Annotated in this window: 27 protein-coding genes, 1 pseudogene and 1 riboswitch; of the genes and pseudogenes, 15 read left to right on the top strand and 13 right to left on the bottom strand. The window is 67.0% G+C overall.

From position 1 onward, the window contains the following. Window positions 1–46: 46 nt before the first annotated feature. The gene (locus MJO58_RS23250; protein ID WP_239721131.1) at window positions 47–865 is read right to left on the bottom strand and encodes a TrmH family RNA methyltransferase; all 819 of its coding nucleotides are present in this window, start codon (window positions 863–865) and stop codon (window positions 47–49) included. Next, a complete protein-coding gene (locus MJO58_RS23255; RefSeq protein WP_090606326.1) occupies window positions 862–1,293 on the bottom strand; it encodes an Rv0880 family HTH-type transcriptional regulator in 432 nt (143 codons plus the stop codon). The genes MJO58_RS23250 and MJO58_RS23255 overlap by 4 nt, the downstream gene beginning before the upstream one ends. A gap of 130 nt (window positions 1,294–1,423) precedes the next feature. On the opposite strand from MJO58_RS23255, the gene MJO58_RS23260 reads away from it, so the two are divergent. After that, entirely contained in the window at window positions 1,424–1,699 is a 276-nt protein-coding gene (locus MJO58_RS23260; RefSeq protein ID WP_090606332.1) for a DUF2530 domain-containing protein, read from the top strand. Window positions 1,700–1,720: 21 nt separating this feature from the next. After that, window positions 1,721–2,176 carry an SRPBCC family protein gene (locus MJO58_RS23265; protein ID WP_239721133.1) on the top strand — a complete coding sequence of 152 codons (456 nt, stop codon included), beginning with the start codon at window positions 1,721–1,723 and terminating at the stop codon, window positions 2,174–2,176. 206 nt (window positions 2,177–2,382) lie between these two features. Here the strand turns inward: MJO58_RS23265 and MJO58_RS23270 are convergent. Then, window positions 2,383–3,165: pseudogene (locus MJO58_RS23270) on the bottom strand (DUF3027 domain-containing protein); the annotation flags it as partial. A 209-nt stretch (window positions 3,166–3,374) separates the two neighbouring features. On the opposite strand from MJO58_RS23270, the gene MJO58_RS23275 reads away from it, so the two are divergent. Both MJO58_RS23275 and MJO58_RS23280 read left to right on the top strand, forming a co-directional pair. Then, window positions 3,375–4,970 carry an MFS transporter gene (locus MJO58_RS23275; RefSeq protein WP_239723420.1) on the top strand — a complete coding sequence of 532 codons (1,596 nt, stop codon included), beginning with the start codon at window positions 3,375–3,377 and terminating at the stop codon, window positions 4,968–4,970. After that, window positions 4,967–5,455, top strand: coding sequence for a DUF2771 domain-containing protein (locus MJO58_RS23280; RefSeq protein ID WP_239721135.1), 489 nt, complete (start codon window positions 4,967–4,969; stop codon window positions 5,453–5,455). Before MJO58_RS23275 ends, MJO58_RS23280 begins: the two co-directional genes overlap by 4 nt. Before the next feature lie 9 nt (window positions 5,456–5,464). Here MJO58_RS23280 and MJO58_RS23285 read toward each other — a convergent pair whose 3' ends face one another. Continuing rightward, complete coding sequence (locus tag MJO58_RS23285) at window positions 5,465–6,469, bottom strand: glutathione S-transferase family protein (protein WP_090606356.1); 1,005 nt, start codon at window positions 6,467–6,469, stop codon at window positions 5,465–5,467. A 265-nt stretch (window positions 6,470–6,734) separates the two neighbouring features. Further along, on the bottom strand, window positions 6,735–7,142 hold the full coding sequence (locus tag MJO58_RS23290; protein ID WP_090606362.1) for a cold-shock protein: 408 nt from the start codon (window positions 7,140–7,142) through the stop codon (window positions 6,735–6,737). Window positions 7,143–7,307: 165 nt separating this feature from the next. On the opposite strand from MJO58_RS23290, the gene MJO58_RS23295 reads away from it, so the two are divergent. The 4 genes from MJO58_RS23295 to MJO58_RS23310 all read left to right on the top strand — a co-directional run bounded on the left by MJO58_RS23295 (window position 7,308) and on the right by MJO58_RS23310 (window position 10,321). Beyond that, window positions 7,308–7,712, top strand: a complete 405-nt coding sequence (locus MJO58_RS23295; protein WP_090606368.1) for a YccF domain-containing protein — start codon at window positions 7,308–7,310, stop codon at window positions 7,710–7,712. Further along, window positions 7,709–8,788 (top strand): GTP 3',8-cyclase MoaA, encoded by a 1,080-nt coding sequence (gene moaA / locus MJO58_RS23300; RefSeq protein WP_239721137.1) that lies wholly within the window; start codon window positions 7,709–7,711, stop codon window positions 8,786–8,788. The genes MJO58_RS23295 and moaA overlap by 4 nt, the downstream gene beginning before the upstream one ends. Further along, window positions 8,781–9,068, top strand: coding sequence for a MoaD/ThiS family protein (locus MJO58_RS23305; RefSeq protein WP_276327226.1), 288 nt, complete (start codon window positions 8,781–8,783; stop codon window positions 9,066–9,068). Before moaA ends, MJO58_RS23305 begins: the two co-directional genes overlap by 8 nt. 237 nt (window positions 9,069–9,305) lie before the next feature. Continuing rightward, window positions 9,306–9,482: riboswitch (cyclic di-AMP (ydaO/yuaA leader) on the top strand. Between the two features lie 11 nt (window positions 9,483–9,493). Beyond that, a complete protein-coding gene (locus MJO58_RS23310) occupies window positions 9,494–10,321 on the top strand; it encodes a transglycosylase family protein (RefSeq protein WP_239721139.1) in 828 nt (275 codons plus the stop codon). A 30-nt stretch (window positions 10,322–10,351) separates the two neighbouring features. On the opposite strand, the gene MJO58_RS23315 is transcribed toward MJO58_RS23310, so the two are convergent. The 4 genes from MJO58_RS23315 to MJO58_RS23330 are packed head-to-tail and all read right to left on the bottom strand — an operon-like array spanning window position 10,352 to window position 11,997. Continuing rightward, window positions 10,352–10,777 (bottom strand): molybdenum cofactor biosynthesis protein MoaE, encoded by a 426-nt coding sequence (locus MJO58_RS23315; RefSeq protein WP_090606384.1) that lies wholly within the window; start codon window positions 10,775–10,777, stop codon window positions 10,352–10,354. Beyond that, complete coding sequence (locus tag MJO58_RS23320) at window positions 10,774–11,256, bottom strand: MogA/MoaB family molybdenum cofactor biosynthesis protein (RefSeq protein ID WP_090606388.1); 483 nt, start codon at window positions 11,254–11,256, stop codon at window positions 10,774–10,776. The genes MJO58_RS23315 and MJO58_RS23320 overlap by 4 nt, the downstream gene beginning before the upstream one ends. After that, on the bottom strand, window positions 11,256–11,783 hold the full coding sequence (moaC, locus tag MJO58_RS23325; protein WP_259608726.1) for a cyclic pyranopterin monophosphate synthase MoaC: 528 nt from the start codon (window positions 11,781–11,783) through the stop codon (window positions 11,256–11,258). Before moaC ends, MJO58_RS23320 begins: the two co-directional genes overlap by 1 nt. Window positions 11,784–11,796: 13 nt before the next feature. Then, window positions 11,797–11,997, bottom strand: coding sequence for a hypothetical protein (locus MJO58_RS23330; RefSeq protein WP_175364529.1), 201 nt, complete (start codon window positions 11,995–11,997; stop codon window positions 11,797–11,799). 82 nt (window positions 11,998–12,079) lie between these two features. Here MJO58_RS23330 and MJO58_RS23335 point away from each other — a divergent pair, with 82 nt between their 5' ends. From MJO58_RS23335 to MJO58_RS23345, 3 genes are all read left to right on the top strand, one after another. Next, entirely contained in the window at window positions 12,080–14,332 is a 2,253-nt protein-coding gene (locus MJO58_RS23335) for a helicase-associated domain-containing protein (protein ID WP_239721140.1), read from the top strand. Window positions 14,333–14,424: 92 nt separating this feature from the next. Beyond that, window positions 14,425–16,074 (top strand): DNA repair helicase XPB, encoded by a 1,650-nt coding sequence (locus MJO58_RS23340; RefSeq protein WP_239721141.1) that lies wholly within the window; start codon window positions 14,425–14,427, stop codon window positions 16,072–16,074. A gap of 217 nt (window positions 16,075–16,291) precedes the next feature. Beyond that, window positions 16,292–17,476 carry an FAD-binding domain gene (locus MJO58_RS23345; RefSeq protein WP_239721142.1) on the top strand — a complete coding sequence of 395 codons (1,185 nt, stop codon included), beginning with the start codon at window positions 16,292–16,294 and terminating at the stop codon, window positions 17,474–17,476. A 140-nt stretch (window positions 17,477–17,616) separates the two neighbouring features. Here MJO58_RS23345 and MJO58_RS23350 read toward each other — a convergent pair whose 3' ends face one another. Beyond that, on the bottom strand, window positions 17,617–18,762 hold the full coding sequence (locus tag MJO58_RS23350; protein ID WP_239721143.1) for a thiolase family protein: 1,146 nt from the start codon (window positions 18,760–18,762) through the stop codon (window positions 17,617–17,619). Window positions 18,763–18,779: 17 nt separating this feature from the next. Then, the gene (locus MJO58_RS23355; protein WP_090606406.1) at window positions 18,780–19,205 is read right to left on the bottom strand and encodes a Zn-ribbon domain-containing OB-fold protein; all 426 of its coding nucleotides are present in this window, start codon (window positions 19,203–19,205) and stop codon (window positions 18,780–18,782) included. 212 nt (window positions 19,206–19,417) lie between these two features. Between MJO58_RS23355 and MJO58_RS23360 the strand changes: the two genes are divergently transcribed. Next, window positions 19,418–19,711 (top strand): putative quinol monooxygenase, encoded by a 294-nt coding sequence (locus MJO58_RS23360; protein ID WP_239721144.1) that lies wholly within the window; start codon window positions 19,418–19,420, stop codon window positions 19,709–19,711. A 5-nt stretch (window positions 19,712–19,716) separates the two neighbouring features. On the opposite strand, the gene MJO58_RS23365 is transcribed toward MJO58_RS23360, so the two are convergent. Continuing rightward, window positions 19,717–20,700: an LLM class F420-dependent oxidoreductase gene (locus tag MJO58_RS23365; protein ID WP_239721145.1), complete on the bottom strand. Its 984-nt coding sequence runs from the start codon at window positions 20,698–20,700 to the stop codon at window positions 19,717–19,719. A 120-nt stretch (window positions 20,701–20,820) separates the two neighbouring features. On the opposite strand from MJO58_RS23365, the gene MJO58_RS23370 reads away from it, so the two are divergent. Beyond that, window positions 20,821–21,030, top strand: a complete 210-nt coding sequence (locus MJO58_RS23370; RefSeq protein WP_239721146.1) for a hypothetical protein — start codon at window positions 20,821–20,823, stop codon at window positions 21,028–21,030. A 48-nt stretch (window positions 21,031–21,078) separates the two neighbouring features. On the opposite strand, the gene MJO58_RS23375 is transcribed toward MJO58_RS23370, so the two are convergent. Then, entirely contained in the window at window positions 21,079–21,615 is a 537-nt protein-coding gene (locus MJO58_RS23375) for a TetR/AcrR family transcriptional regulator (RefSeq protein ID WP_239721147.1), read from the bottom strand. A 70-nt stretch (window positions 21,616–21,685) separates the two neighbouring features. Between MJO58_RS23375 and MJO58_RS23380 the strand changes: the two genes are divergently transcribed. Both MJO58_RS23380 and MJO58_RS23385 read left to right on the top strand, forming a co-directional pair. Further along, entirely contained in the window at window positions 21,686–22,894 is a 1,209-nt protein-coding gene (locus tag MJO58_RS23380) for an FAD-dependent monooxygenase (protein ID WP_239721149.1), read from the top strand. A 53-nt stretch (window positions 22,895–22,947) separates the two neighbouring features. Next, a complete protein-coding gene (locus tag MJO58_RS23385) occupies window positions 22,948–23,805 on the top strand; it encodes an LLM class F420-dependent oxidoreductase (RefSeq protein WP_239721150.1) in 858 nt (285 codons plus the stop codon). Window positions 23,806–23,906: the final 101 nt, after the last annotated feature.

Raw genomic sequence — 23,906 nt, forward strand, 5'->3', positions numbered from 1 at the left:
ACCTGATTGCCCGGTTCCTCCTCCGGCCGCGTCGCGGCCCGCATCGTCACCGGGCGACCCGCTCGTAGAACGCCAACGCCGCGGCGGTCGCGACGTTGAGCGAGTCGGTGCCGCGCGAAATCGGGATGCGGACCTGCACGTCGCTGATCCGCAGCGTGGCCGGGGTCAGGCCCGGGCCTTCGGCGCCGACCAGCACCGCGATCCGGTCGTCGCGGGCGGCCGCCATCGCATCGGCCAGGGTGCACGCCCCGGCGTCCGGGGTCATCGCCAGCAGCCGGAATCCGGTTTCCTTCAGCGTGCCGAGGTCAGCGGGCCAGTTCGCCGAGCGGGCATACGGCACCAGTAGCGCATGTCCCATCGACACCCGGACGGCGCGGCGGTACAGCGGGTCGGCGCAGCCGCTGCCGAACACCACCGCGTCCACGCCCAGCCCCGCCGCGTTGCGGAAGATGGAGCCCAGATTCTCGTGATCGTTGACACCTTCGAGCACGGCGATCGTCCGCGCGCCCTCGACTAGCTGCGCCACGCTCGGCTCGGGCACCCGTCGCGCCGCGGCCAGTACGCCCCGGTTGAGGTGGAAGCCGACCACCTGCGCCATGACGTCGGCGGACGCACGGTAATACGGCGCCCCGGCTCCGGGCAGGTCGCCTTTGAGTTCGTCGAGCCGACGCTCGGTACCCAGCAGCGCGTGCGGGGTGAAGCGTGACGCCAGCATGCGTTGCACGACCAGCACTCCCTCGGCGATCACCAGACCTTTGCCGGTGGGCAGGTCTGGTCGCCGGTCGACGCTGTTGAGGTCGCGGAAATCGTCGAGCCGCGGGTCGTCGGGATCGTCGACGTCCTGGACATCCAGGCGCGGGCTCACGGGCTTTCGTCGACGAGCGCCAACATCAAGTCGGCCGCCTCGCGCAGGGTGGCGCGTTTGTCGCTGTCCATCGTCGCAAGCTGCTCGGCCAGCCACTCCTGGCGGGCGCGACGGGCCGCTTTGACCAATTCGGCGCCGGACTCGGAGACCGAGACCAGGACCTGCCGGCCGTCGACGGGGTGAGGGGTGCGGTCCACAAAGCCCTCGTCGGCCAGGGACGCGATCACCCGGGTCATCGACGGGGGCCGGACGCGTTCGCGAATCGCCAAGGCGCCGGGCGTCATCGCGCCCTCGTTGGCCAGGGTCGTCAATGCCGACAGCTGAGAAAGCGACACCGGAGCGGACGGGTTCCGGAACCGCAGTTGGCGCGCCAACCGCATAACCGCCAACGACAGGTCGGCCGCCAGCCGCGCATCGCTGTCAGGCATGGCGCGAGGTTACATCGGAAGTCGAGAATTGGGGCCGAGAAACGTCGAACGGCAGCTTAGGACGTATTCGCTGGGACACTGAGCGAATCCCGCGCCGCGGTGGCCGCGGCTGCGGGTTAGATTGATCGCGATGAGCGCCGAACCTGGCCGCAGTCCTGAGCCGCCACCGCTGCCACCCGCGCTGCTGCGGGTGTGGCCGTTCATCACAATCGGCGGCGTGGGCTGGCTGATTGCCGTGGCCGCCGCGTTTCTCGTTCCCTCTCTGGAGAGTTGGCGCCCGGTGACGCTGGCCGGGCTGGGAACCGGCGTGGTGGGTACGACGATCTTCTTGCTGCAACTCGCCGGAGCCCGTCGCGGCGAGCGAGGCGCGCAGACGGGTCTGGAAACCTTTCTCGACCCTAAATAGCTTCAGCCGGAAGGAAGCCCGATGGTGGCCCCGCTACTGCAGGCGCAGATCGACATCGACGCGCCGCCCTCCAAAGTCTGGGCCTTGATCTCCGACTTCCGCCGCATGCCGGAGTGGAGTCCGCAGTGTCGCTGGATGAAGTCGTTCGGACCGCTGCGTCCGGGCACCCGCACGCTGAACCTGAACCGGCGCTTGGGCCTGCTCTGGCCGACCACGGCCACGGTCGTCGAGGTCATTCCGGAGCAGAAGCTGGCGTTTCGGGTCGACACCAACCGGACGATCTGGAGCTATGAACTCGAGTCCACCGGCGAAGGCACCCGGGTAGTCGAGAGCCGGCACGCCGAAAACGGCCTCAGCGCGTATGCGAGCTTGTCGATCAACGCATTCCTGGGCGGGACGGCGAACTTCGAACGCGAATTGGTCGAGGGGATGAACGCCTCGCTGGCCAGAATTAAGGCCGCGGCCGAGGAAACCTAGTCGGGCGATTCGGTCGCGGATTCCGAAGCGGCATCCGCTGATGTTTCGGAGGCCTCCGGCGATTCCGATGGTTCGGCCGCGTCAACCCCAGCCTCCGGCGGTTCGGCCACGGCCTCGGGCGCCGCAGCGGACTCCTCCGGTGACTCCGCCGACACCTCGGGCGACTCGTCGGACGGCTCGGACGCCGCGGCCGGCGCCTCGGGCGGATCGGCCGGAGGCTCCATGACGTCCAGGACACCGTCGTCGTAGGGTTCGTATGCCGGCGAACCGCTGCCCGCCGGGGCGGGCGTGTCGGAATGCGCGCCGCAGCCGTACTGCTTGTCGACGATGTGCCCATCGGCGGACAGCTCGTTGCCGCACACGCCGAACATCGCGCCCAGCGATCCCTGCAGCGGCAGGAAGAAGCCGCAGTCGCGGCACACCCGTTTGGTGGACCGCGCCATCGCCGAGTCGGGGCCGTAGTCGCCGTGGTGCCAGCGCTCGGCGGCGTCGGCCCGGCCCCACAGACTCATCACCCAACGCCGGCCCAGCCCGACTTCGGCGGCGGTCTCGTCGACCTGTGGGTCACCGCTGGACATGAAGCCGGGAACCAGTCGCTCGTCGTTCGCCGCCGGCGGCAGCAGATCGCCGGGGCTCAGATCCCCCTGGCGTACCCGCTGGTCCCAGGGCACCCAATCGGGCGCCCGCAGCGACGTCGGCCCGGGAACCAGCACGACCTCGCTGATCGTGGCCCGGTCGGCGCCGGCATAAGCAGCGACGACGGCGGCCCACTGCCACCCGCGGTAACCGGGCAGGTGAGCCAGGAACCGGTGAGTGGCGGTGTTCGGGTCTTCATAGCTGACGCCCAGGTAGTCCCCGACCGCGTCGGGTCCGCTGAACTCCTCGACGGCCGCCCTGGCCTTGTCGACCGCATGCGTGAGCACCGCCGCCAACTCTTCTGGCCACTCGGCCACGGTTGCCACGGCGGATTCCTCGGCGGGTCGGGTCACACTGTCTTCTCCATGCATTGCGTCTCCAATACTAGGTTGACAAGCCCTGCCCGGTTGCCCCTCGGTATAAGTTGGCGAGCCACGCCCGGTTGCCCCCCGGTATAAGACAGAATTGATTTGTGTCTGGACGGCGGCGTGACGATCCGGGCCGTGCGCCCTCCAACTCGGGCCGCCGGACCCGTACTGGATCGACGAATCAGCACCCCGGCATGGCCAACTACCCCACCGACGACGCGGGCTATCGACGCACGCGCCGCCCACCTCCGCCGCCCAGTGCCAACCGCTACCTGCCGCCGCTGGGCCGGCAGAAAGAACCGAACCGCGACACTGCGCCCCCGCGTCGCGAGCCCTCGGGTGAACGTGAACGGATCACCGTCACCCGCGCCGCCGCCCTGCGCAGCCGCGAGATGGGCTCCCGGATGTATTGGATGGTCCAGCGGGCGGCCACCGCCGACGGCGCCGACAAGTCGGGGCTTACCGCGCTGACGTGGCCGGTGGTCGCGAACTCCGCGGCGGACTCCGCGATGGCCGTCGCCCTGGCGAACACGTTGTTCTTCGCCGCGGCCAGCGGCGAGAGCAAGTCGAAAGTTGCGCTGTACCTGCTGATTACCATCGCGCCGTTCGCTGTGATCGCGCCGCTGATCGGGCCCGCGCTGGATCGCTTGCAGCACGGCCGGCGCGTCGCGCTGGCGTTGTCTTTTGGGCTGCGTACCGCGCTGGCGGTGCTGCTGATCATGAACTACGACGGCGCCAGCGGCAGTTTCCCGTCGTGGGTGCTCTATCCGTGTGCGCTGGGGATGATGGTCTTCTCGAAATCGTTCAGTGTGTTGCGCAGCGCGGTAACGCCGCGGGTGATGCCGCCGACCATCGACCTGGTGCGAGTCAACGCGCGGCTGACGATGTTCGGTCTGCTCGGTGGCACCATCGTCGGCGGCGCGATCGCGGGCGGCGTCGAGTACGCCGGTGCGAACCTGCTCAAGCTGCCGGGAGCATTGTTCGTCGTGGTGGCGGTGACGGTGGCGGGCGCCTTCCTGTCGATGCGAATACCACGTTGGGTCGAGGTGACCGAGGGTGAAGTCCCGGCCACCCTGAGCTATCGCCAGGACAGCGAGCCGCTGCGCCGCAGCTGGCACAAGGAAGTCAGCGGGGCACTGCGACAGCCATTGGGCCGCAACATCATTACCTCGCTGTGGGGTAATTGCACGATCAAAGTGATGGTTGGGTTCCTGTTTCTATATCCCGCGTTCGTCGCGAAGTCGCACGAAGCCAACGGCTGGGAGCAGCTCGCGATGCTGGGCATCATCGGCGTGGCGGCCGGGCTCGGAAACTTTGCCGGCAACTTCACCAGCGCACGGTTGAAACTGGGCAGGCCCGCCGTGCTGGTGGTGCGCTGCACCGTGGCGGTGTGCGCGGTCGCATTAGCCGCCGCGCTGGCCGGCAGTCTGATGGCAGCGGCGATCGCGACCCTGATCACGTCCGCCGCTGCCGCCATCGGCAAGGCGTCGCTGGACGCATCCCTGCAAGACGACCTGCCCGAAGAATCCCGGGCGTCGGGGTTCGGGCGCTCGGAGTCGACGCTGCAGCTGGCCTGGGTGCTGGGCGGCGCGGTGGGGGTGATGGTCTATACCGAGCTGTGGGTAGGTTTCACGGCCATCAGTGCGATATTGATTCTGGGTCTGGCGCAAACCATCGTCAGCTTCCGCGGCAACTCGCTGATCCCGGGCCTGGGCGGTAACCGGCCGGTGATGGTCGAGCAGGAAGGCATGCCCCGCGACAGCGGCATGACGGCGGCGGTACCGAAGTGAAACGCGGTGTGGCCGTTACCCTTGCGGTCGTGGTCGTGCTGCTGGCCGCGGGCGCTGGAGTCGGCACCTGGTGGCTGCTGCGCGATTCGGGCCCGCAGCGACCGGAGATCAGCGCGTACTCGCACGGTCACACAATCCGGGTGGGGCCCTTCCTGTACTGCAATGTGCTCAACCTCAATGACTGCCAGCAACCGCAGGCTCAGGGCGAGCTGCGGATCACCGGCAGCTATCCGGTGCAACTCTCGGTCCCCGAGGCGATTTCGCGCGCACCCTGGCGGCTGCTCCAGGTGTATGAAGATCCCGCGAACACGTCGACCACCATGTTTCGGCCCGGCACCCGCCTGGCCGTGACGATCCCATCGGTCGACTCACAACGCGGGCGGCTGACCGGAATAGTCGTGCAGCTACTGACCTTGGTAGTCGACCAGGCGGGTGAACTGCGTGAAGCCCCGCATGCGGAATGGTCAGTGCGGCTGACGCATTGAACCCGGCGCCTACGCACCGTGGCCAATCGGCACCTGCTCGCCCTCGAGCGGCGGCCCGGGCGGCGTTCCGTCGCCGAAAGGCTTGCCGCCCAATGCCTCCCGGCCGTGTGCGGTAAGCCAGCTCGCCAGCTCCGGGCCCTTGGGCACGATACGGGTCGGGTTGATGTCGGCGTGCACGATGTAGTAGTGCTGTTTGATCTGCACGAAGTCGGTCGTGTCGCCGAAGCCGGGCGTCTGGAACAGGTCCCGCGCGTAGGCCCACAACACCGGCATCTCGCTCAGCTTGCTGCGGTTGCATTTGAAGTGCCCGTGGTACACCGGGTCGAAGCGGGCCAGTGTGGTGAACAGTCGCACGTCGGCCTCGGTAATGGTGTCTCCCACCAGGTATCGCTGATTGGTCAGGCGATCGCTCACCCAATCCAACGCGGTGAACAGCCGGTCGTAGGCTGCGTCGTAGGCCTCCTGCGAGCCGGCGAAACCGCACCGGTATACCCCGTTGTTGATCTCGGTGTAGATCCTCTTGCTGACCTCGTCGATCTCGGCCCGCAGCCGCTGCGGGTAGAGCTCGGGGGCACCATCGCGGTGCAACGCGGTCCACTCGGTGGACAAGTCCAGCGTCATCTGCGCGAAGTCGTTGGTGACGACGGCGCCCGTTCCGACGTCGACGATCGCCGGGACGGTGATCCCCTTGGGGTAGTCGGGGAAACGCTTGAAGTAGGCGTCCTGCAGTCGCGGGATCTTCAGGACCGGGTCCACGCCGCCCGGGTCAAGGTCGAACGTCCAGCTGCGCTCGTCGTGGGTGGGTCCACAAAACCCAATGGAGAGAACCCCTTCCAGGCCGAGCAAGCGCCGGACGATGATCGCGCGATTCGCCCACGGGCAGGCGCGCGCGACGACAAGCCGATATCGGCCAGGCTCGACGGGATAGCCGTCGCGTCCATCGGCGGTGATGCGGGTGGTGATGTAGTTGGTGTCGCGGGTGAACTCCCCTGCACCGGCAACGTAGGTGGCCATGCCGACGATTCTGCCCCAGTGGCAGTTATCGATGAACCCCGAACACGAACGGCGATCCAGACATTTGACTCGCCGCATGAATAAGCCGGCAACAATTCGTTGTCGACAAATGCTTTATCCCAACCACTTTCGCGGGTTCTTCGGCGAGCGCTCTCGCTTGCTCCTCGGTGACCTGCGCCGGCTGTACCATCGCAGCCTCGTCGCTAGCCGACTGTCGCCGGGAGTGAGCACCCAAACTGGGACGCGGTACTCGCTGCGCCAAGCGTTAGGCGTCGAGCTCTCGGGCCACGGCCTTGACCACCTCGGAGACCCGACGCGCCACCTTGCGGTCGGGGTAACGCCCCTTGCGCAGTTCGGGCTGCACGGTGCTCTCCAGCAGAGTGATCATGTCCTCGACCATGCCGTGCAGCTCATCGGGGCTGTGCTTGTGCTCGACAGGTGCCTCGCGCCGCGTCTTGGCAAGGGTGGGCGGTGGGTCGATCAGCTTGAGACTCAACGCCTGCGGTCCGCGCCGGCCGGAAGCCAACCCGAATTCGACTTTCTGCCCCGCCTTCAGCCCCTCCACGCCCTCGGGCAACGCCGACGAACGGACATAGACGTCCTCGCCGTCTTCCTGCGATAGGAAGCCGAACCCCTTCTCGGCGTCGTACCACTTAACCTTGCCGGTCGGCACTGGTCTCACCTGCTTGTCTGACGGAACTAACTAGGAATGGACAACATAAGACGCGTCCCGACTGTGCAGGACGCGATGCGGATTCAGATCCTACTCGGGTGGTTGCCGGACCAGCACCCCCGTTTCCGCCTCACTCGCTAGGCTGGCAGTACTGCTGGAGGAGATATGCGCCTGGTTCTGAACATCATCTGGCTTATATTCGGCGGCCTCTGGATGGCCGTCGGATACCTTGCTGCGGCGCTCATCAGCTTCTTGCTCATCATTACGATTCCGTTCGGATTCGCGGCGTTGCGCATCGCCTCGTACACGTTGTGGCCATTCGGCCGGACCATCGTCGACAAACCGACCGCTGGGAGCGGCGCCCTGATCGGAAACGTCGTCTGGCTGCTGCTGTTCGGCATCTGGCTGGCGATCGGCCATTTGGTGAGCGCGGCGGCCATGGCGGTGACGATCATCGGCATCCCGCTGGCGCTGGCCAACCTCAAACTCATCCCGGTGTCGCTGATGCCGCTGGGCAAGGAGATCGTTCCGGTCGGGGCGGGGGCCCCATTCGGGCGGGTGCCCGCATGACGCTGACCGCACTGGGTTTGCCCGTGGTGCCGAGCCTGACGGGCGACGCGCCCGTCGCCGGAATGCCGACGGACGGTCCCCTGCTCGACACCTACGGCAGGGCCGCCACCGATCTGCGTGTGTCGCTGACCGATCGCTGCAACCTGCGGTGCAGTTACTGCATGCCGGCCGAAGGTCTGGACTGGCTGCCCGGCGAGCAGCTGCTGCGGCTGGAGGAGCTGGCCCGGCTGCTGCACATCGCCGTCACCCGGCTCGGCATCACCAGCGTGCGGTTCACCGGCGGTGAGCCGCTGTTGTCCCGTCACCTCGAAGACGTGGTCGCGGCGGCGGCCGCATTGCGTCCCCGTCCGGAGATCTCGCTGACCACCAACGCCGTCGGGCTGGCGCGACGCGCGGCCACGCTGGCCGCGGCCGGGCTGGACCGCGTCAACATCTCGCTGGACAGCGTGAACCGGGAACGCTTCGCGGCCATCACGCGCCGCGACCGGCTCGCCGATGTGGTGGCCGGCCTGGCCGCCGCCAAGGCGGCGGGGCTGGCGCCGGTCAAAGTGAACGCTGTGCTGGATCCCGCCACCGGTCGCGAGGATGTCGTGGAGCTGCTGGGGTTCTGCCTCGAACACGGCTACCAGTTGCGCATCATCGAGCAGATGCCGCTGGACGCCGGGCACCGGTGGCGCCGGGATGCCGCGTTGACAGCCGACGACGTGCTGGCGGCATTGCGGCCGCACTTCCGGCTGCGCCCGGACCCCACGCCGCGCGGTTCGGCGCCCGCCGAGCTGTGGCTGGTGGACGCCGGCCCGGATACGCCGGCCGGACAGTTCGGCGTCATCGCCTCGGTGTCGCACGCCTTTTGCGGGACTTGCGACCGCACCCGCCTGACGGCCGACGGCCAGATCCGCAGCTGCCTGTTCTCCACCGAGGAGACCGACCTGCGCGGCCTGTTGCGCGGCGGCGCGCCCGACGACGCGATCGAGGCGGCCTGGCGCACCGCGATGTGGGCCAAGCCCGCGGGCCACGGGATCAACGACCCGAACTTCATCCAGCCCGACCGCCCGATGAGCGCGATCGGTGGCTGAGCTCCCCCTGGACATCGAGGACGCCGACGGCATCCAGGTGACGATCCGCTACTTCGCCGCCGCGCGGGCCGCGGCGGGCGCCGATTCGGAAACGGTGGTGCTGCGCGAGGGCGCCACGGTAGCCGAGTTGGTTGAGACGATCGCCGTTGCGGGTACCCGCCTGGCAACCGTGCTGGATCGCTGCTCGTACCTCTGCGATGGCATCGCGGTCCGCGACGAAACCCAACCGTTGCGCTCGGGTAACACGATTGACGTGTTACCGCCGTTCGCTGGCGGTTAATTTTGTGAGATAGCTCACGTAACGGAATGATAACGGGCCGGACACAGCCCGATATCGGGTTGTGGTGAGCTGGGCAAATCCCAGGTGTTCCTGCGTCTTTCGAAGATGTCCGTGCGGGAAACGCCGAGTTTCGCAGAAAGTGACGGGGCCAACAGAACCGGCTACGGTCTCCGGAGGCTCGCCAAGATCAACCGAGTGGCGGTCCTCCCTCACCCGTAGCGCCGAGCTCCATCCAATGGGCGGGGGACACCGAAACCTGGATGGAGACGGGGGACCCACCGGTCCGCCGGACTGGGGTCGCGTGCGACTCCTTGGGGTGAAGCCGACGTCGGCTCTCGCGAGACGACGGAGGCCGGGTGACCTCTTGAACCCGAACCCGACAGCTGACCTCGCAGGCGCGTCACGAGAGGAAAATTTCGGCGCGTATGAGTGGACGTCACCGCAAGCCCTCGACATCCAACATCAGCGTTGCCAAGATCGCCTTTACCGGGGCGGTACTTGGTGGCGGCAGCATTGCCATGGCTGGTCAAGCAGCCGCAGCCACGGATGGCGAGTGGGATCAGGTAGCCCGTTGCGAATCGGGCGGCAACTGGGGAATCAACACCGGCAACGGCTATTACGGCGGCGTTCAGTTCAACGCCGGCACGTGGGCCGCGCATGGCGGTGGCGAGTACGCCCCGTCGGCCCAGCTGGCCACCAAGGAGCAGCAGATCGCCGTCGCTGAGCGAGTTCTCGCGACGCAGGGCCGTGGCGCCTGGCCGGTGTGTGGTGGCCCGCTGTCGGGTCCCACGCCGCGCGAGGTCCTTCCGGCCCCGGCCGGCTTCGACCTGCCGGGCCTCAACGGTCCGCTGGCGCCGCCGCCCGCGGACGCGCCTGCGCCCGACGCTCCTGCACCGCCGCCCGCGCCGGTGCAGCTGGCGTCCTTCGACCAACCGGCACCGCCCCCCGCGGACCTGCCCCCCGCCCCGCCCGCGGACCTGCCGGCGCCGCCGGCCGACGCGCTGCCGCCCGCGCCGCCCGCCGACGCCCCACCGCCGGCCGACGCCCCGCCTCCCGCGGACGCGCTGCCGCCCGCGCCGCCCGCTGACACCCCGCCTCCGGCGGACGCCCCGCCGCCCGCCGACGCGCCCCCGCCCGCGGATGCCGTGCAACAGGCCACGAAGGTGGGCTACACGCAGAAACTGTGGGAAGCGATCCGCGGCGAAGACATCAACGGCAACGACGCCCTGGACTCGCTGGCCCCCGTCAGCTGACGCGGGCGGGCCGGCGCCGAACCGAAGGCGCTAGGCCGACCCCACCCATTCGTCGGTTCCATCGTCGAAAAACTGGTGCTTCCAGACCGGTAGCCGCGCCTTGATGGTGTCGACCAGTTGGGCGCAGGTGGCGAATGCTTCCTGTCGGTGATCGGCAGCAACCGCGGCCACCAGCGCCGCCTCGCCGATGTGCAGAACGCCGATCCGGTGGCTGGCCGCGACCGCGCGCACGCCGGTGGACGCCTCGCTCACCGCGGCCACCACCTCCGCCATCACCTGCGCGGCGGACGGATGCCCGGAGTACTCGAGCCGCAGCACCCGGCGTCCTTCGTCGTGGTCCCGAATCATGCCGACGAACCCAACGATGGCCCCGGCCGCGCGATGGCCTACCAGTTCTTCATGCTCGGCCAACGAGATCGGCTGGTCGGTCATCGCCGCGCGCAGGACGACCGTCATCGCTCGTGGTCTTTGCCCGCGATCTGGTCGAGAGCATGGTCGAGCACGTCGGCAAGCACCCCCAGCCCGTCACGTACGCCGCCGGGCGAACCGGGCAGGTTGACGATCAGGGTCCGATCGGCCACGCCGCACACGCCGCGCGACAGCACCGAGGTCGGCACGTTGGGCAGCCCGGATTGTCGGATTGCCTCGGCCAGTCCGGGAATCATGTAGTCGACCACCGCGACGGTCTGGTCGGGGGTGCCATCGGTCGGCGAGATACCGGTGCCCCCCGTGGTGAGGATGACGTCGACGTCGTCGTCGAGCGCCTTGCGCAGCGCCTCGCCGACCGGGTTCCCGTCGGCGACCACTTCCGGTTCCGTGGCCGAAAAACCGTGCTGCTCAAGCCATTCAGCGATGATTGGTCCACATTTGTCGGTATACACACCGTCGGAGGCCCGGGTCGAAGCGACAATGATGCGTGCGGATCGGGCGCCCATCAACGCGCCCAACTTCCGGTCTTGCCACCCTCCTTGCGGAGCACGCGGACATCATCGATACGGGCCGCCGGGTCAACCGCCTTGATCATGTCGTAAAGCGTAAGCGCGGCCACGCTGACAGAGGTCAGCGCCTCCATCTCCACGCCGGTACGGTCGGTGCTGCGCACCGTTGCCACGATCTCGATGTCCGACTCACCCACGGTGAAATCGACGTCGACTCCGGTGAGCGCGAGCTGGTGGCACAGCGGGATCAGGTCACTGGTGCGCTTGGCTGCCAGGATGCCCGCCACCCGAGCGGTCGCCAGCGCGTCGCCCTTGGGCAGACCGCCGCTGGAGATCAGCGCGACGACGTGCGCGGTGGTCCGCAAGGCGCCCGCGGCAACGGCGGTGCGCTTGGTGACTACTTTTCCGCTGACATCGACCATGTGTGCCGCGCCCCGGTCATCGAGGTGCGACAGCGCGTCCGGGCGGGATTCCTGGGACTGCCAGGCCTGCTCAGGTCTGGACGCCCCGGATGCCCCAGCCATCGGTGGCCAATGCCTACCGGTTGACGACCGTGACCGGGTGGACGTAAGGCAGGTGGTCGGATTCCACCGGGAACACCAGGTCACCGAACGGCGACAGCGCACCGGCGCGATCGGTCACCAGCTCGCTTACCGCATGGTCGTCGGGGTCCGTCGTCGGCCAGCCGTTGTCGACGTACCGGGTTTTGCCCGCCTTGCTCTCAGCAATGTCAGCCACGCCGTACATTCTGACAGGTCGCGCACCCGCGCGTAACGCTAGTCGGAATGCGGATCCGCAAGCTGCTTTACGCTGGTCAGCAATGACCGACAACACCCCGGATATCCCACTGGGGTCCTGGCTGGCCGACTTGCCCGACGAGCGGCTGATCCAACTGCTGGAACTACGGCCGGACCTTGCCCAGCCGCCACCCGGCAATATCGCGGCCCTGGCCGCGCGCGCCGGGGCCCGCCAGTCGGTCAAGGCCGCCACCGACGAGCTCGACTTCCTTCGGCTGGCGGTGCTCGATGCCCTGCTGGTGCTGCACGCTGACAGCACGCCGGTACCGACCGCCAAGCTGCTGGCGCTGATCGACGACCGCGCTCCCGAGGCCGACGTGATCGAGGCGCTGGACGACCTGCGGCGGCGTGCCCTGGTGTGGGGCGACGTCGCGACGCGGATGGCCGCCGACGCCGGCATGGCGTTGCCCTGGCATCCGGGGCAGGTAACGCTCGAGGACGGTTCCCGCACCGGCGAACAGATTTCGGAGCTGATCGACGGACTCAACCAGGCGCAGCAGGAGGTGCTGGACAAGCTGCTCGAGGGCTCTCCGATGGGACGCACCCGCGACGCCGCGCCCGGCGCCCCGGCGGATCGGCCGGTGCCGCAGCTGCTGGCCATGGGACTACTGCGCCGGGTCGACGCCGAGACGGTCATTCTGCCCCGCCACGTTGCGCAGGTGCTGCGCGGCGAGCAGCCCGGCCCGATGGAGCTGACCGAACCCGACCCGGTGGTGTCCACGACGACACCCGACGATGTTGACGCCGCGGCCGCCGGGGCCGTCATCGACCTGCTGCGTGAATTCGACGTGCTGCTGGAAAGCCTTGGCACCGTACCGGTTTCCGAACTGCGCAGCGGTGGTCTGGGAATACGCGAAGTCAAGCGCCTGGCCAAGGCAACCGGCATCGACGAGCCGCGGCTTGGCCTGGTGCTCGAGGTCGCGGCCGCGGCCGGGCTGATCGCCAATGGCATGCCCGATCCGGAGCCGGAGAACGCCGACGGCCTGTACTGGGCGCCGACGGTGGCCGCCGACCGCTTCGCCGCGATGTCCGCCGCCGAGCGGTGGCACCTGCTGGCCAGCGCCTGGCTCGATCTTCCGGGCCGCCCGGCGCTGATCGGCGGTCGTGGCCCCGACGGGAAACCCTATGCGGCCCTTTCGGATTCGCTGTACTCGACGGCCGCTCCACTGGACCGGCGGTTGCTGCTGGGGATGCTCGCCGAGCTGCCGGCGGGCGCCGGCGTCGACGCGACCACGGCGTCGGCGGCGCTGATCTGGCGGCGCCCACGCTGGGCCCGGCGCCTGCAGCCCGGACCGCTGGCCGATCTGCTTGCCGAGAGCCACGCGCTGGGCTTGGTGGGCCGCGGGGCGATCAGCACACCCGGCCGCGCGTTGCTGGCCGAAACCATCGACTTCTCCGCCACGGTCGACGCCATGGCGCGGGCCCTGCCCAAACCGATCGACCACTTCCTGATGCAGGCCGACCTGACCGTCGTGGTGCCCGGGCCTCTACAACGCGACCTGGCCGAGGAACTGGCGACGGTGGCCAACGTCGAATCGGCCGGGGCGGCGATGGTGTACCGCATCAGCGAGCAGTCGATCCGCCACGCCCTCGACGTCGGCAAGACCCGCGACTGGATGCATGCATTTTTCGCCAGCCACTCTAAAACGTCTGTGCCACAAGGACTCACGTATCTCATCGATGATGTTGCGCGACGCCATGGCCAGCTTCGCATCGGCATGGCCGCCTCGTTCGTGCGCTGCGAAGACCCGGCGCTGCTGGCCCAGGCGGTCGCGGCGGGCGAAGACCTGCAACTGCGGGCGCTGGCCCCGACGGTGGCCGTCTCCCCCGCGCCGATCGCCGAGATGCTGGCCACCCTGCGGGCCGCCGGTTTCGCCCCGGCCGCCGAGGATTCCACCGGCGCCATCGTCGACGTCCGTCCGCTGCGGGCGCGAGTGCCCACGCCGCAGCAGCGTCGGCCCTACCGCCCGGCACCGCGGCCGAACACCGAGACGCTGAACGCGGTGGTCTCGGTGCTGCGCAAGGTGACCACCGCGCCGTTCGGCACCAGCCGTGTCGACCCGGCGGCCGCGATATCGCTGCTGTCCGATGCGGCAAAGAATCAGGACACGCTGGTGATCGGCTACCTCGACGCCGCGGGCGTGGCCAGCCAGCGGATGGTGTCGCCGATCGCGGTACGAGGCGGGCAGCTGGTGGCGTTCGATTCGGCGTTGGGGCGGCTGCGCGACTTCGCGATCCACCGCATCACGTCAGTGGTGTCGGCGGGCAACGGATAATGGACTGATGCGTGCCAACGACGATGCTGGGGGCACCCCCAGCCGCACAGCGGCGAGGGGGCGCGCCGAGCGCAATGCGGAGGAGTGGCGCTATGTCTGACGGACCATTGATCGTGCAGTCCGACAAGACGGTGCTGCTGGAAGTGGACCACGACCTGGCCGACGCGGCGCGCGCCGCCATCGCGCCGTTCGCCGAGCTCGAACGCGCGCCCGAACACGTGCACACCTATCGCATCACGCCCCTGGCGCTGTGGAACGCCCGCGCCGCTGGGCATGACGCCGAACAGGTCGTCGACGCGCTGGTCAGTTTCTCGCGCTATGCGGTGCCGCAGCCATTGCTGGTCGACATCGTCGACACGATGGCCCGCTACGGCCGGCTGCAACTGGTCAAGAGCCCGGTGCATGGCCTGACCCTGGTGAGCCTGGATCGCGCGGTGCTCGAAGAGGTGCTGCGCAACAAGAAGATCGCGCCGATGCTGGGCGCCCGAATCGACGACGACACCGTGATCGTGCACGGCAGCGAGCGAGGCCGGGTCAAACAAATGCTGCTCAAGATCGGTTGGCCCGCAGAGGATCTTGCCGGATATGTCGATGGCGAGGCGCATCCGATCAGCCTGGATCAGGACGGTTGGGAGCTTCGCGATTACCAGCGGCTGGCCACGGACTCGTTCTGGGCCGGCGGCTCCGGAGTCGTGGTGCTTCCGTGCGGCGCCGGCAAGACGCTGGTCGGCGCGGCCGCGATGGCGAAAGCCAGTGCGACGACGCTGATCCTGGTGACCAACATCGTCGCGGCCCGGCAGTGGAAACGTGAGCTCATCGCGCGCACCTCGCTGACCGAGGATGAGATCGGCGAATACTCCGGCGAGCGCAAGGAGATTCGGCCCGTCACCATCTCGACCTACCAGATGGTCACCCGCCGCAGTAAGGGCGAATACCGCCATCTGGAGCTCTTCGACAGCCGCGACTGGGGGCTGATCGTCTACGACGAGGTGCACCTGTTGCCCGCACCCGTGTTCCGGATGACCGCCGATCTGCAGTCCAAGCGACGGCTCGGCCTGACGGCCACGCTGATCCGGGAAGACGGCCGCGAGGGTGACGTGTTCTCCCTGATCGGCCCGAAGCGCTACGACGCCCCGTGGAAGGACATCGAGGCGCAAGGCTGGATCGCCCCAGCGGAGTGCGTCGAGGTCCGGGTCACGATGACCGACAACGAGCGCATGATCTACGCCACCGCCGAACCCGAAGAGCGTTACAAGCTGTGCTCGACGGTGCATACCAAAATCGCTGTGGTCAAGTCGATTCTGGCGAAACACCCCAGCGAGCAGACCCTGGTGATCGGCGCCTACCTCGATCAGCTCGACGAGCTTGGTGCCGAGCTGAACGCCCCGGTGATCCAGGGCTCCACCAAGACCAAGGAACGCGAGGCGTTGTTCGACGCCTTTCGCACCGGTGAAATTTCGACATTGGTGGTGTCCAAGGTCGCGAATTTCTCCATCGACCTACCGGAAGCCTCAGTGGCGGTGCAGGTTTCGGGCACGTTCGGCTCGCGCCAAGAGGAAGCGCAACGGCTGGGCCGACTGCTGCGCCCCAAAGCCGACGGCGGCGGCGCCATCTTCTACTCCGTGGTGGCCCGCGACAGCCTAGACGCCGAATACGCCGCGCACCGGCAGCGCTTCCTGGCCGAGCAGGGCTACGGCTACATCATCCGCGACGCGGACGACCTTCTGGGCCCGGCGATTTAACGGCGACGAGCTGGCATCTATTACGCCGAACGTGCACTGGCTGCGAGATTTTCGGCGATTTCTCGCAGTGACAGCACGCTCGGCGAAGGCAGGCCGAAGTTCGGGACACTTCCCGGTGCCGGCGGGAGATGGACGTGGTCGCTCGTGATTTATATCTGTATGCAACTATTGCATAGTGCTATAGTGGAACCCAACTCCATCGGCTGCGGAGGTAGGCATGAAGATCGCCATCGTCGGTGCCGGCATCTCCGGCCCTACGCTCGCGTATTGGCTGTCGCACTATGGCCACGAGCCAACCCTGATCGAAAAGGCGCCACGACTGCGCACCGGAGGCTACGTCGTGGACTTCTGGGGCGGAGGATATGCCGTCGCCGAACGGATGGGACTCACCGCCGAATTGCATGCCGCGGGGTACGCGGTACGCGAAGTGCGACTGGTGGACCAGAATGCGCGAAGAGTCGGCGGATTTTCGACTGAACCGTTCCGGCAAAATCTCAACGGCCGATTCGTTACGATTCCCCGTGGTGATCTGGCGGCCATGATCTATCGCTCCATCGACCACCGTGCCGAAACTCTCTTCGGCGAAAGTATTTCGGCTATCACGCAACACGAGTCGGGCGTGTGCGTCACACTCGAGCACGGCGGACCACGACAATTCGACCTCCTCGTCGGCGCGGGTGGCATCCATTCGCCGGTGCGAGACTTGGTGTTTGGCCCGGAAGACCGATTTGTGACCGATCTCGGTTACCGAGTCGCGGCATTCGAAGCCGAGGGCTATCAGCCGCGTGATGAACTCGTCTACCTCGCCTACACGATGCCGGGGCGCATGGTCGCACGATTCGCAATGCGCGACGAAAAGACCTTGTTTTTCTTCATTTTCACCACTGACCATATGAGTGGGCCGGAACCACAGGATGTGTCGCAGGTGCGCCAGGTCCTGCGCCAAGTTTTCGGCACCGCCGGCTGGGAATGCCCAGAGATCCTCCACATGCTCGAGAGGGCCTCCGATGTGTACTACGACCGCGCAAGCCAAATCGTGCTAGACCATTGGTCGGACGGGCGAGTAGCGCTCATCGGGGATGCCGCGGCCGCGGTCTCTCTGCTGGCGGGCGAGGGGGCGGGTCTGGCGATGGTGCAGGCCTACGTACTGGCCGGCGAGCTCAATCGCGCAGGGGCGAATCACCAGAGTGCATTTCGCCGCTATGAACGGCAGTTGCGTCCGATCGTCGAGGCCAGGCAGCGGTCGGCGCGCGGATTCGCCACGACCTTCGCACCCAAGACGGCGCTGGGCGTGTGGACCCGCAATCTGGCGTCCCGACTGCTGAACATTCCTTGGCTGGCCGAGTGGGTCGTTCGGAGCGAATTCCGCGACGACGTCGAATTACCCGAGTACGTCGGATAACCGACGACGTGCGAGGCCCGGCGATTTAGAGCGACGAGCTGGCATCTATTGCGCCGAATGTGCACTGGCGGCGAAATTTTCGACGATTTCTCGCAGTCGCTGCACGTTCGGCGAAAACACGGGCCGAAGCGCGAGTGGATTTAGAGCGACAGTATCGTCGCCGACGCGGTGCCGGGAGCGCCGTAGACCTGCGCCAGACCGACCCGCGGGTTGCCGGGCACCTGACGCTCGCCCGCCTCGCCGCGCAGCTGACGCACCAGCTCGTGCACCTGCCGCAGCCCCGACGCACCGATCGGCTCGCCGTTGGCGATCAGCCCGCCGTCGGTGTTCACCGGCATCGAGCCGTGAATCTCGGTGGCCCCGTCGGCCAACAGTTTCTCCTGCTCGCCGTCGGCGCACAGGCCCGTCTCGGCCATGTGGATGACCTCGTTGCCGGCGTCGGTGTCCTGAAGCTGGGCGACGTCGACGTCCTCGGGCCCGATGCCCGCGGCTTCGTAGGCCGCCTTGGACGCGTACACCGTCGGCGAGACGTCCTCATCCAACGGGGCGAACGTGGCGTGCACCTCGTAAGCGCCGAATGTGCGGGTGCGGATCTCGCAGGCGCGCACATACACCGGCTTGTCGGTGTACTTGTGTGCGATGTCGGCGCGACACATGATGACCGCGGCCGCACCCTCGTCGGGCGCGCAGAACATGTACTGCGTCAACGGGTAATTGAGGACGGTCGAGTTCAGAATCTCTTCGACCGAAATCTCCTTGCGCCGGAAGGCATTCGGGTTCAACGCGCCATTGCGGAAGTTCTTGTTGGCCACCCGCGCCAGGGTTTCCCGCGAGATGTTGTGGTCGTGCAGATACTTATTGGCCTTCATGCCGAAGAATTTGGTGGTGACGAACTGCCCGTTCTGCGCGTACCACTGCGGCAGCGCCAGCTTGGCCGGGTCGTCGGTGAACGCCCCGCGCGGGTGCTTGTCCAAGCCGATGGCGATGCCGATGTCGTATTTGCCCAGCCGGATGGTGTCGGCGGTCTGCTGGATGGCGCTGGCCGCGGTGGCACACGCGTTGAACACGTTGGTGAACGTGATGCCGGTCAGCCCGACCAGTCGGGTCACCGCGTCGGGGTTGGACACCTCGTGGCTGCCGCCGAACCCGAACTGGATGTCCTTCCACCCCACGCCCGCGTCGGTGAGCGCAAATTGGATGGACTCGGCGCCCATCTGCATCGCCGTCTTCTCGAACCGGCCGAAGGGGTGCAGGCCCACGCCGATGATGGCGACGTCGTTGGTCATCTCGGATTCTCCTGGATCTAAACCGGCTGGAACGCGAACGTGATGATCTCGTTGCCGTCGGCATCGGTGGTAAACGGCACCATCGTGAGCTCGACCTGCTGGCCGAACTGCAGTTTGGCCGGATCGTTCTCGGTCAGCCGGCCCTCGACGCGGATCACCGCGTCTTCGCCCAAACCGAGCTGCACCAGACCCACGCCGAACGGCACGAAGTCCTTGCCGGTCGGACCGGCGTAGGGCGCCCCGGGCGGGAAGCCCTGGGTGGTCCAGGCGACCACGGTTCCGGTCCGCGGCAACAGCACGTCGCTCATCGAGCCGCCACTGCAGCGCGGGCACCGATCCTGCACCGGGAAGGTGGTGGCACCGCAATCACCGCACCTACTGCCGATCAGCTGCGGGTTCTCGTCGGGCCAGGTCGAGATCTCGGGAGCGAGTGCCTTCTGCATTGAGGGGTCCTCCAGGAACGTCCGCGGGGTGCGCCAAAGGAACAATTCTGACTGAACCGTATAACAGCCTTCCGAAAAGTGGAAACCGCATTCTCATAAGGTGCGGCGCCGATCAAATTCCGGAGGCGCCCGACTTCGCCAAGTGGGTCGACCGTAGGTTCAACGGTGTGCTCGCGGCGAGCGGCACCTAGTGACGATGCGAGGAGACGACGATGACGGTCATCGTGCTACTGGAACTGAAGTTCAAGCCCGACGAGGTCGGCGCCGGGCGTGAATTGATGGGCCGGACGCTGGAAACCACCCGGGCATTCGAGGGAAATCTCCGCACCGACGTCTGGGTCGACGAGGACGACGAAGCCCACTGGATCATCTACGAAGAGTGGGAATCGGTCGGCGCCGACGAGGCCTACCGCGCGTTTCGCGCCGGCGAAGGCAAGGTGACCCAACTGCCGCCGCTGCTGGCCGCGCCTCCGGTCAAGACGAGGTACACCACCACCGACGTCTGAGCGCGCTAGCCCAGGGCGGGAATGACTTCGCGCTCGAACAATTCGATGCCGGAGCGGTCGTACGCGGCCTCGGGGAAGTAGATGATCGCGTATTCGCAGCCGAGGTCGCGGACCTTGGTCAGCCGCTCGATCACCTGTTCCGTGGTGCCCATCGCCGAGTCGGGCAGGCTGCTGGTCATCGAATCCGCCAGGGACTCAGGCACATAGTTGACCAGCCGGTCGCGCACCCGCTGCCGGCGGTCTTTGACCTCGGGCTCAGACGTGCCGACGATGGCGGTGAAGTTGGCCGAACGCACGATCGCGTCGAAGTCGGTACCCACGTCGCGGCAATGCCCGGCGAGCACCTCCGACTTCTGGGCAAACGCCTCGGGCTCCGCCGTGAAGTTGGTGTACTGCGCGTACTGCGCCGCGATGCGCAATGTCACCTTCTCGCCTCCGCCGGCGATCCATAGTGGAATACCGTTGTCCTGCAATGGCTTCGGCTCGACGATCGCACCGTCGACCTGGTAGTGCTTGCCGTCGAAGCTGACTTTGCCGTCGCGCCAGGCGTCCCGCATGATCTGCACGCCTTCGTCGAGGCGGCCCAATCGCACGCCGGCTGACGGGAACCCGTATCCGTAAGCGCGCCACTCGTGTTCGTACCAGCCGCCGCCGATACCCATCTGGATGCGACCACCGGAGATGATGTCGGCGGTGGCCGCCACCTTGGCGAGGTAGACCGGATTGCGGTAGCTCATCGCCGTACACATTTGGCCGAGCTTGACGCGTGAGGTGGTAGCGGCGTAGGCCGCCATCAACGACCAGGCCTCGTGTGTCGCTTCCGCGCTCGGCATCGGGACGGTGTGGAAGTGGTCGTAGACCCACACCGAGTCCCAGGCGCTGCCGTCAGCGTAGGACGCCAAGTCCCGCATCACCGCCCAGTGTTTCGCCGGGTCGATGCCTACCAGATCCATCCGCCAGCCCTGCGGGATGAAGAAACCAAAGCGCATGATTAGCGACTCTAGCTCTCGTCGGGGCGAGTCGGAATGGCCCGGGATGCCACGTTCGCTCACAGCAGATTGCTATCCGCGCCCCAGCCTGTGCCTGGCACGACAGCGCTAAGTGAATGCATGGCAAACAAGGCGATACAACTGACATTGGCCGGCGCGGCACTAGCACTGTTCAGCGGTGAGCCGGCGACCGTGACGGCCGCGCCGCCCGGCGCCCGCATCGTCACCGTCGACGGCGATGAAAACTTCGTGAACGACAACGGCCACACCGCCGGCGACATCTTCCAGCAGAACGCTCAGGATCAAAGCACCGTGCAGGGACGCGGTTAAGTCAGAGGGCACCAAAACATTTGGCAATTCGCGCGTCCGGCCTTTTGCTCACCCGCCCAGCGCGGCGAATGCCGCGTCGACCGAAGTCGCACGCAACGCCTCATACCCGGTGTCGGGAAACTGTAGGCAGCAGTCTTGCAGTCCACCGAATGCTACGACCGCGCGGGTGGACTGCGCGAGCGTCGGTCGTGGCCCAAATACCTTCTTGCCCAATCGATCACGCCATGCCGGTACCTTGTCGATGAGGCCGAGGTCGGCCAGCATCGTCAATTCCGTAAGTACCAGCACGATGTACTGACGGTGCCGGTAATGGAAATCGAAATAGCCCTCCAACAATTCGCGCACGTCGATGTCGCGCCGGGTTTCCTGCTCGGCCACGAAACGCTCGCCGTCTTCGATCACCGGCATCAGGATGCTGCGCACCAGCTCTTCACGCGAGTTGAAGTGGTAGTACAGCGCGGGTTTGGTGATCCCCAGCCTGTCCGCGATGTCCTGCAAGCTGGTCCGCTGCACGCCTTGCTGAAGGAACAGCTCCCGGGCGACCTCTTGGATGCGCTGACGGGTATCGGACCGGGGCCTCGTCATCCGAAAATTCTAGCTGACTTACCGATAAGTAAGTGCTATGTTAGGGTCACCTAACCGCGAGGGAGTCGACATGCGGATTCTGATCTCGGGGGCGAGCATCGCGGGCCCCGTATTGGCGTACTGGCTTGCCCGCCGCGCCTTCGACGTCACGATCGTCGAGCGCGCACCCGAATTGCGCAAGACCGGCGGCCATGCCGTCGACCTGTTCCGGCCCGCCATGGAAATCTCGGCAAAGATGGGCGTGCTGCCGCAGATCGAGGCGCTGGCCACCGGGACGACCGCGATGACCATGTATCGCGAGGGCGTCGAGCGGCCGGCGCGCGTCGATCTCACGAAGGTCTTCGGCGCGTCTTCCGACCGGCACGTCGAGATCATGCGCGACGACCTCAGCGAGGCGTATTACCGCGCCGGCTGCGGCGACGTCGAGTACCTGTTCGGAGATTCGATCACGTCGATCTCGCTCGACGGTGAGGTCACTTTCGAGCACAATGCGCCACGCACCTTCGACGTCATCATCGGCGCAGATGGCCTGCACTCCAACGTGCGCCGCCTGGTCTTCGGCGAGGATGCCGGTCACACCCGGTTCCTCGGCGGCTACCTGGCGGTGGAATCGGTTCCGAAATCGCTTGCCCGCGAAGGGGAAATGGCCGTGCACATGGGCGCGGGCCGATTGACAGGGATCTACACCGCGCGGCCGCTGGACGACGCGCGCGCGTTGTTCATGTTCCGCAGCAAGCAAGAGCTGCAATATCACTACCGAGATGTGCTGCGGCAAAAGGAGTTATTGCGAACGAAATTCGCCGGAATGGATGCCGCGGTGGACGGTTGGCTCGCGGAGCTGGACCGCGCGCCGACGTTCTACTTCGACTCGATCATCCAGCTGGAGTTGGACACCTGGTCGCGCGGGCGGGTCGCCCTGGTGGGCGACGCCGGATACTGCCCCGGGCCGGCGGTCGGCGGCAGCACCAGTATCGCGGTGCTGGGTGCTTATGTACTGGCGGGCGAATTGGCAGCAGCCCAGGGCGATTACACGCGCGCATTCGCGGCCTACGAACGGGCGATGGCCGACGCGGTGCGGCGTAGCCGCGCGTTTGCGCGGGCGGCGGCCAAGACGATCGTCCCCAGTTCGCGGGCCGGAGTGTGGGGGCTGACGCGCGCTGCTCAGCTGATCTCGGTGCTGCCCGCCGGCGTCAGCAGGGCCATCGCTAAGTTGAACACCAACGGTGCCCGGCTGTACGACTCGATGGAGTACAAGGAATATGCCGACATCGACATTTGACGTCAAGGGCTACAGCGAAGCCGAAGTGCCTGGCACGAAAGGAGCGATGCGCGATGGAGCTTACCGGTGTGGGGATTTGGAGCAGTCAACTGCGCTACGGCGACCCAGCCGAATCCGCCGACGCCGCAGCAGAGTTAGATGAGCTGGGCTTCAAGGCACTCTGGATTCCGGACGTGGGCGGGCAGGTGTTCGACGCGGTCGGCCGGCTACTGGCCGCGACCAACCGCACCACCGTCGCCACCGGAATCCTGAACCTGTGGATGCATGCACCCACCGACGTCGCGGACAACTTTGCGGCGCTGACGGCCGAGCACGGCGACCGCTTCCTGTTGGGCATCGGCGTCAGCCATGCACCGCTGATCGACGCCGGTGAGCCGGGTCGATACCGCAAACCGCTGGCCGCGACGGCCACGTTCCTGGACGGACTGGACTGCGCACCCCAACCCGTTCCCGCCGACAAGCGGGTGCTTGCCGCGCTCGGCCCGAAGATGCTGACGTTGTCGGCAACTCGTGCCCGCGGCGCCCATCCCTACCTGGTCACCCCCGAGCACACCGCTTCTGCGCGTTCGACTTTGGGCGAAGGTCCATTGCTGCTACCCGAGCAGTCGGTCATCCTCACCGAGGACGCCGAGGAAGCACGCCGTATCGGAACCGACTGGCTGCGTTCCTATTTGGCGCTGCCCAACTACGCCAACAATCTACTGCGCAGCGGTTTCTCCGAAGACGATGTGGCACAGGTCAGCGATCGACTGTTCAACGCGATCATCGCGTGGGGAGACGAAGCAGCCATCCTGCGGCGGGTCGACGAGCACCGTGCCGCCGGGGCCGATCACGTCTGCGTCCAGGTGTTGTTGGCCGACCCGCAGGCCTTCCCCCGCGAGCAGTGGCGCCGCATCGCCGCCGCGATTTAGCGCCGTTTAGGCACACCGTTGGCGTGCGCGGCATCGAATCCGCGGCAATGGAACGACGATTCGCCCCCGCGCGGACGCTCACGTTACGCCGGAGACTGCCC

It is taken from the genome of Mycobacterium lentiflavum, assembly GCF_022374895.2.
Taxonomy (GTDB): domain Bacteria; phylum Actinomycetota; class Actinomycetes; order Mycobacteriales; family Mycobacteriaceae; genus Mycobacterium; species Mycobacterium lentiflavum.

What these genes read in the sequence shown, in the direction of transcription:
- MJO58_RS23255 (WP_090606326.1), bottom strand. Translation starts at nt 1,293, where the DNA reads ATGCCTGACAGCGATGCGCGGCTGGCGGCCGACCTGTCGTTGGCGGTT.
- MJO58_RS23260 (WP_090606332.1), top strand. Translation starts at nt 1,424, where the DNA reads ATGAGCGCCGAACCTGGCCGCAGTCCTGAGCCGCCACCGCTGCCACCC.
- MJO58_RS23265 (WP_239721133.1), top strand. Translation starts at nt 1,721, where the DNA reads ATGGTGGCCCCGCTACTGCAGGCGCAGATCGACATCGACGCGCCGCCC.
- MJO58_RS23275 (WP_239723420.1), top strand. Translation starts at nt 3,375, where the DNA reads ATGGCCAACTACCCCACCGACGACGCGGGCTATCGACGCACGCGCCGC.
- MJO58_RS23285 (WP_090606356.1), bottom strand. Translation starts at nt 6,469, where the DNA reads ATGGCCACCTACGTTGCCGGTGCAGGGGAGTTCACCCGCGACACCAAC.
- MJO58_RS23295 (WP_090606368.1), top strand. Translation starts at nt 7,308, where the DNA reads ATGCGCCTGGTTCTGAACATCATCTGGCTTATATTCGGCGGCCTCTGG.
- moaA (WP_239721137.1), top strand. Translation starts at nt 7,709, where the DNA reads ATGACGCTGACCGCACTGGGTTTGCCCGTGGTGCCGAGCCTGACGGGC.
- MJO58_RS23310 (WP_239721139.1), top strand. Translation starts at nt 9,494, where the DNA reads ATGAGTGGACGTCACCGCAAGCCCTCGACATCCAACATCAGCGTTGCC.
- MJO58_RS23315 (WP_090606384.1), bottom strand. Translation starts at nt 10,777, where the DNA reads ATGACGGTCGTCCTGCGCGCGGCGATGACCGACCAGCCGATCTCGTTG.
- MJO58_RS23320 (WP_090606388.1), bottom strand. Translation starts at nt 11,256, where the DNA reads ATGGGCGCCCGATCCGCACGCATCATTGTCGCTTCGACCCGGGCCTCC.
- moaC (WP_259608726.1), bottom strand. Translation starts at nt 11,783, where the DNA reads ATGGCTGGGGCATCCGGGGCGTCCAGACCTGAGCAGGCCTGGCAGTCC.
- MJO58_RS23335 (WP_239721140.1), top strand. Translation starts at nt 12,080, where the DNA reads ATGACCGACAACACCCCGGATATCCCACTGGGGTCCTGGCTGGCCGAC.
- MJO58_RS23340 (WP_239721141.1), top strand. Translation starts at nt 14,425, where the DNA reads ATGTCTGACGGACCATTGATCGTGCAGTCCGACAAGACGGTGCTGCTG.
- MJO58_RS23345 (WP_239721142.1), top strand. Translation starts at nt 16,292, where the DNA reads ATGAAGATCGCCATCGTCGGTGCCGGCATCTCCGGCCCTACGCTCGCG.
- MJO58_RS23350 (WP_239721143.1), bottom strand. Translation starts at nt 18,762, where the DNA reads ATGACCAACGACGTCGCCATCATCGGCGTGGGCCTGCACCCCTTCGGC.
- MJO58_RS23355 (WP_090606406.1), bottom strand. Translation starts at nt 19,205, where the DNA reads ATGCAGAAGGCACTCGCTCCCGAGATCTCGACCTGGCCCGACGAGAAC.
- MJO58_RS23360 (WP_239721144.1), top strand. Translation starts at nt 19,418, where the DNA reads ATGACGGTCATCGTGCTACTGGAACTGAAGTTCAAGCCCGACGAGGTC.
- MJO58_RS23365 (WP_239721145.1), bottom strand. Translation starts at nt 20,700, where the DNA reads ATGCGCTTTGGTTTCTTCATCCCGCAGGGCTGGCGGATGGATCTGGTA.
- MJO58_RS23370 (WP_239721146.1), top strand. Translation starts at nt 20,821, where the DNA reads ATGGCAAACAAGGCGATACAACTGACATTGGCCGGCGCGGCACTAGCA.
- MJO58_RS23375 (WP_239721147.1), bottom strand. Translation starts at nt 21,615, where the DNA reads ATGACGAGGCCCCGGTCCGATACCCGTCAGCGCATCCAAGAGGTCGCC.
- MJO58_RS23380 (WP_239721149.1), top strand. Translation starts at nt 21,686, where the DNA reads ATGCGGATTCTGATCTCGGGGGCGAGCATCGCGGGCCCCGTATTGGCG.
- MJO58_RS23385 (WP_239721150.1), top strand. Translation starts at nt 22,948, where the DNA reads ATGGAGCTTACCGGTGTGGGGATTTGGAGCAGTCAACTGCGCTACGGC.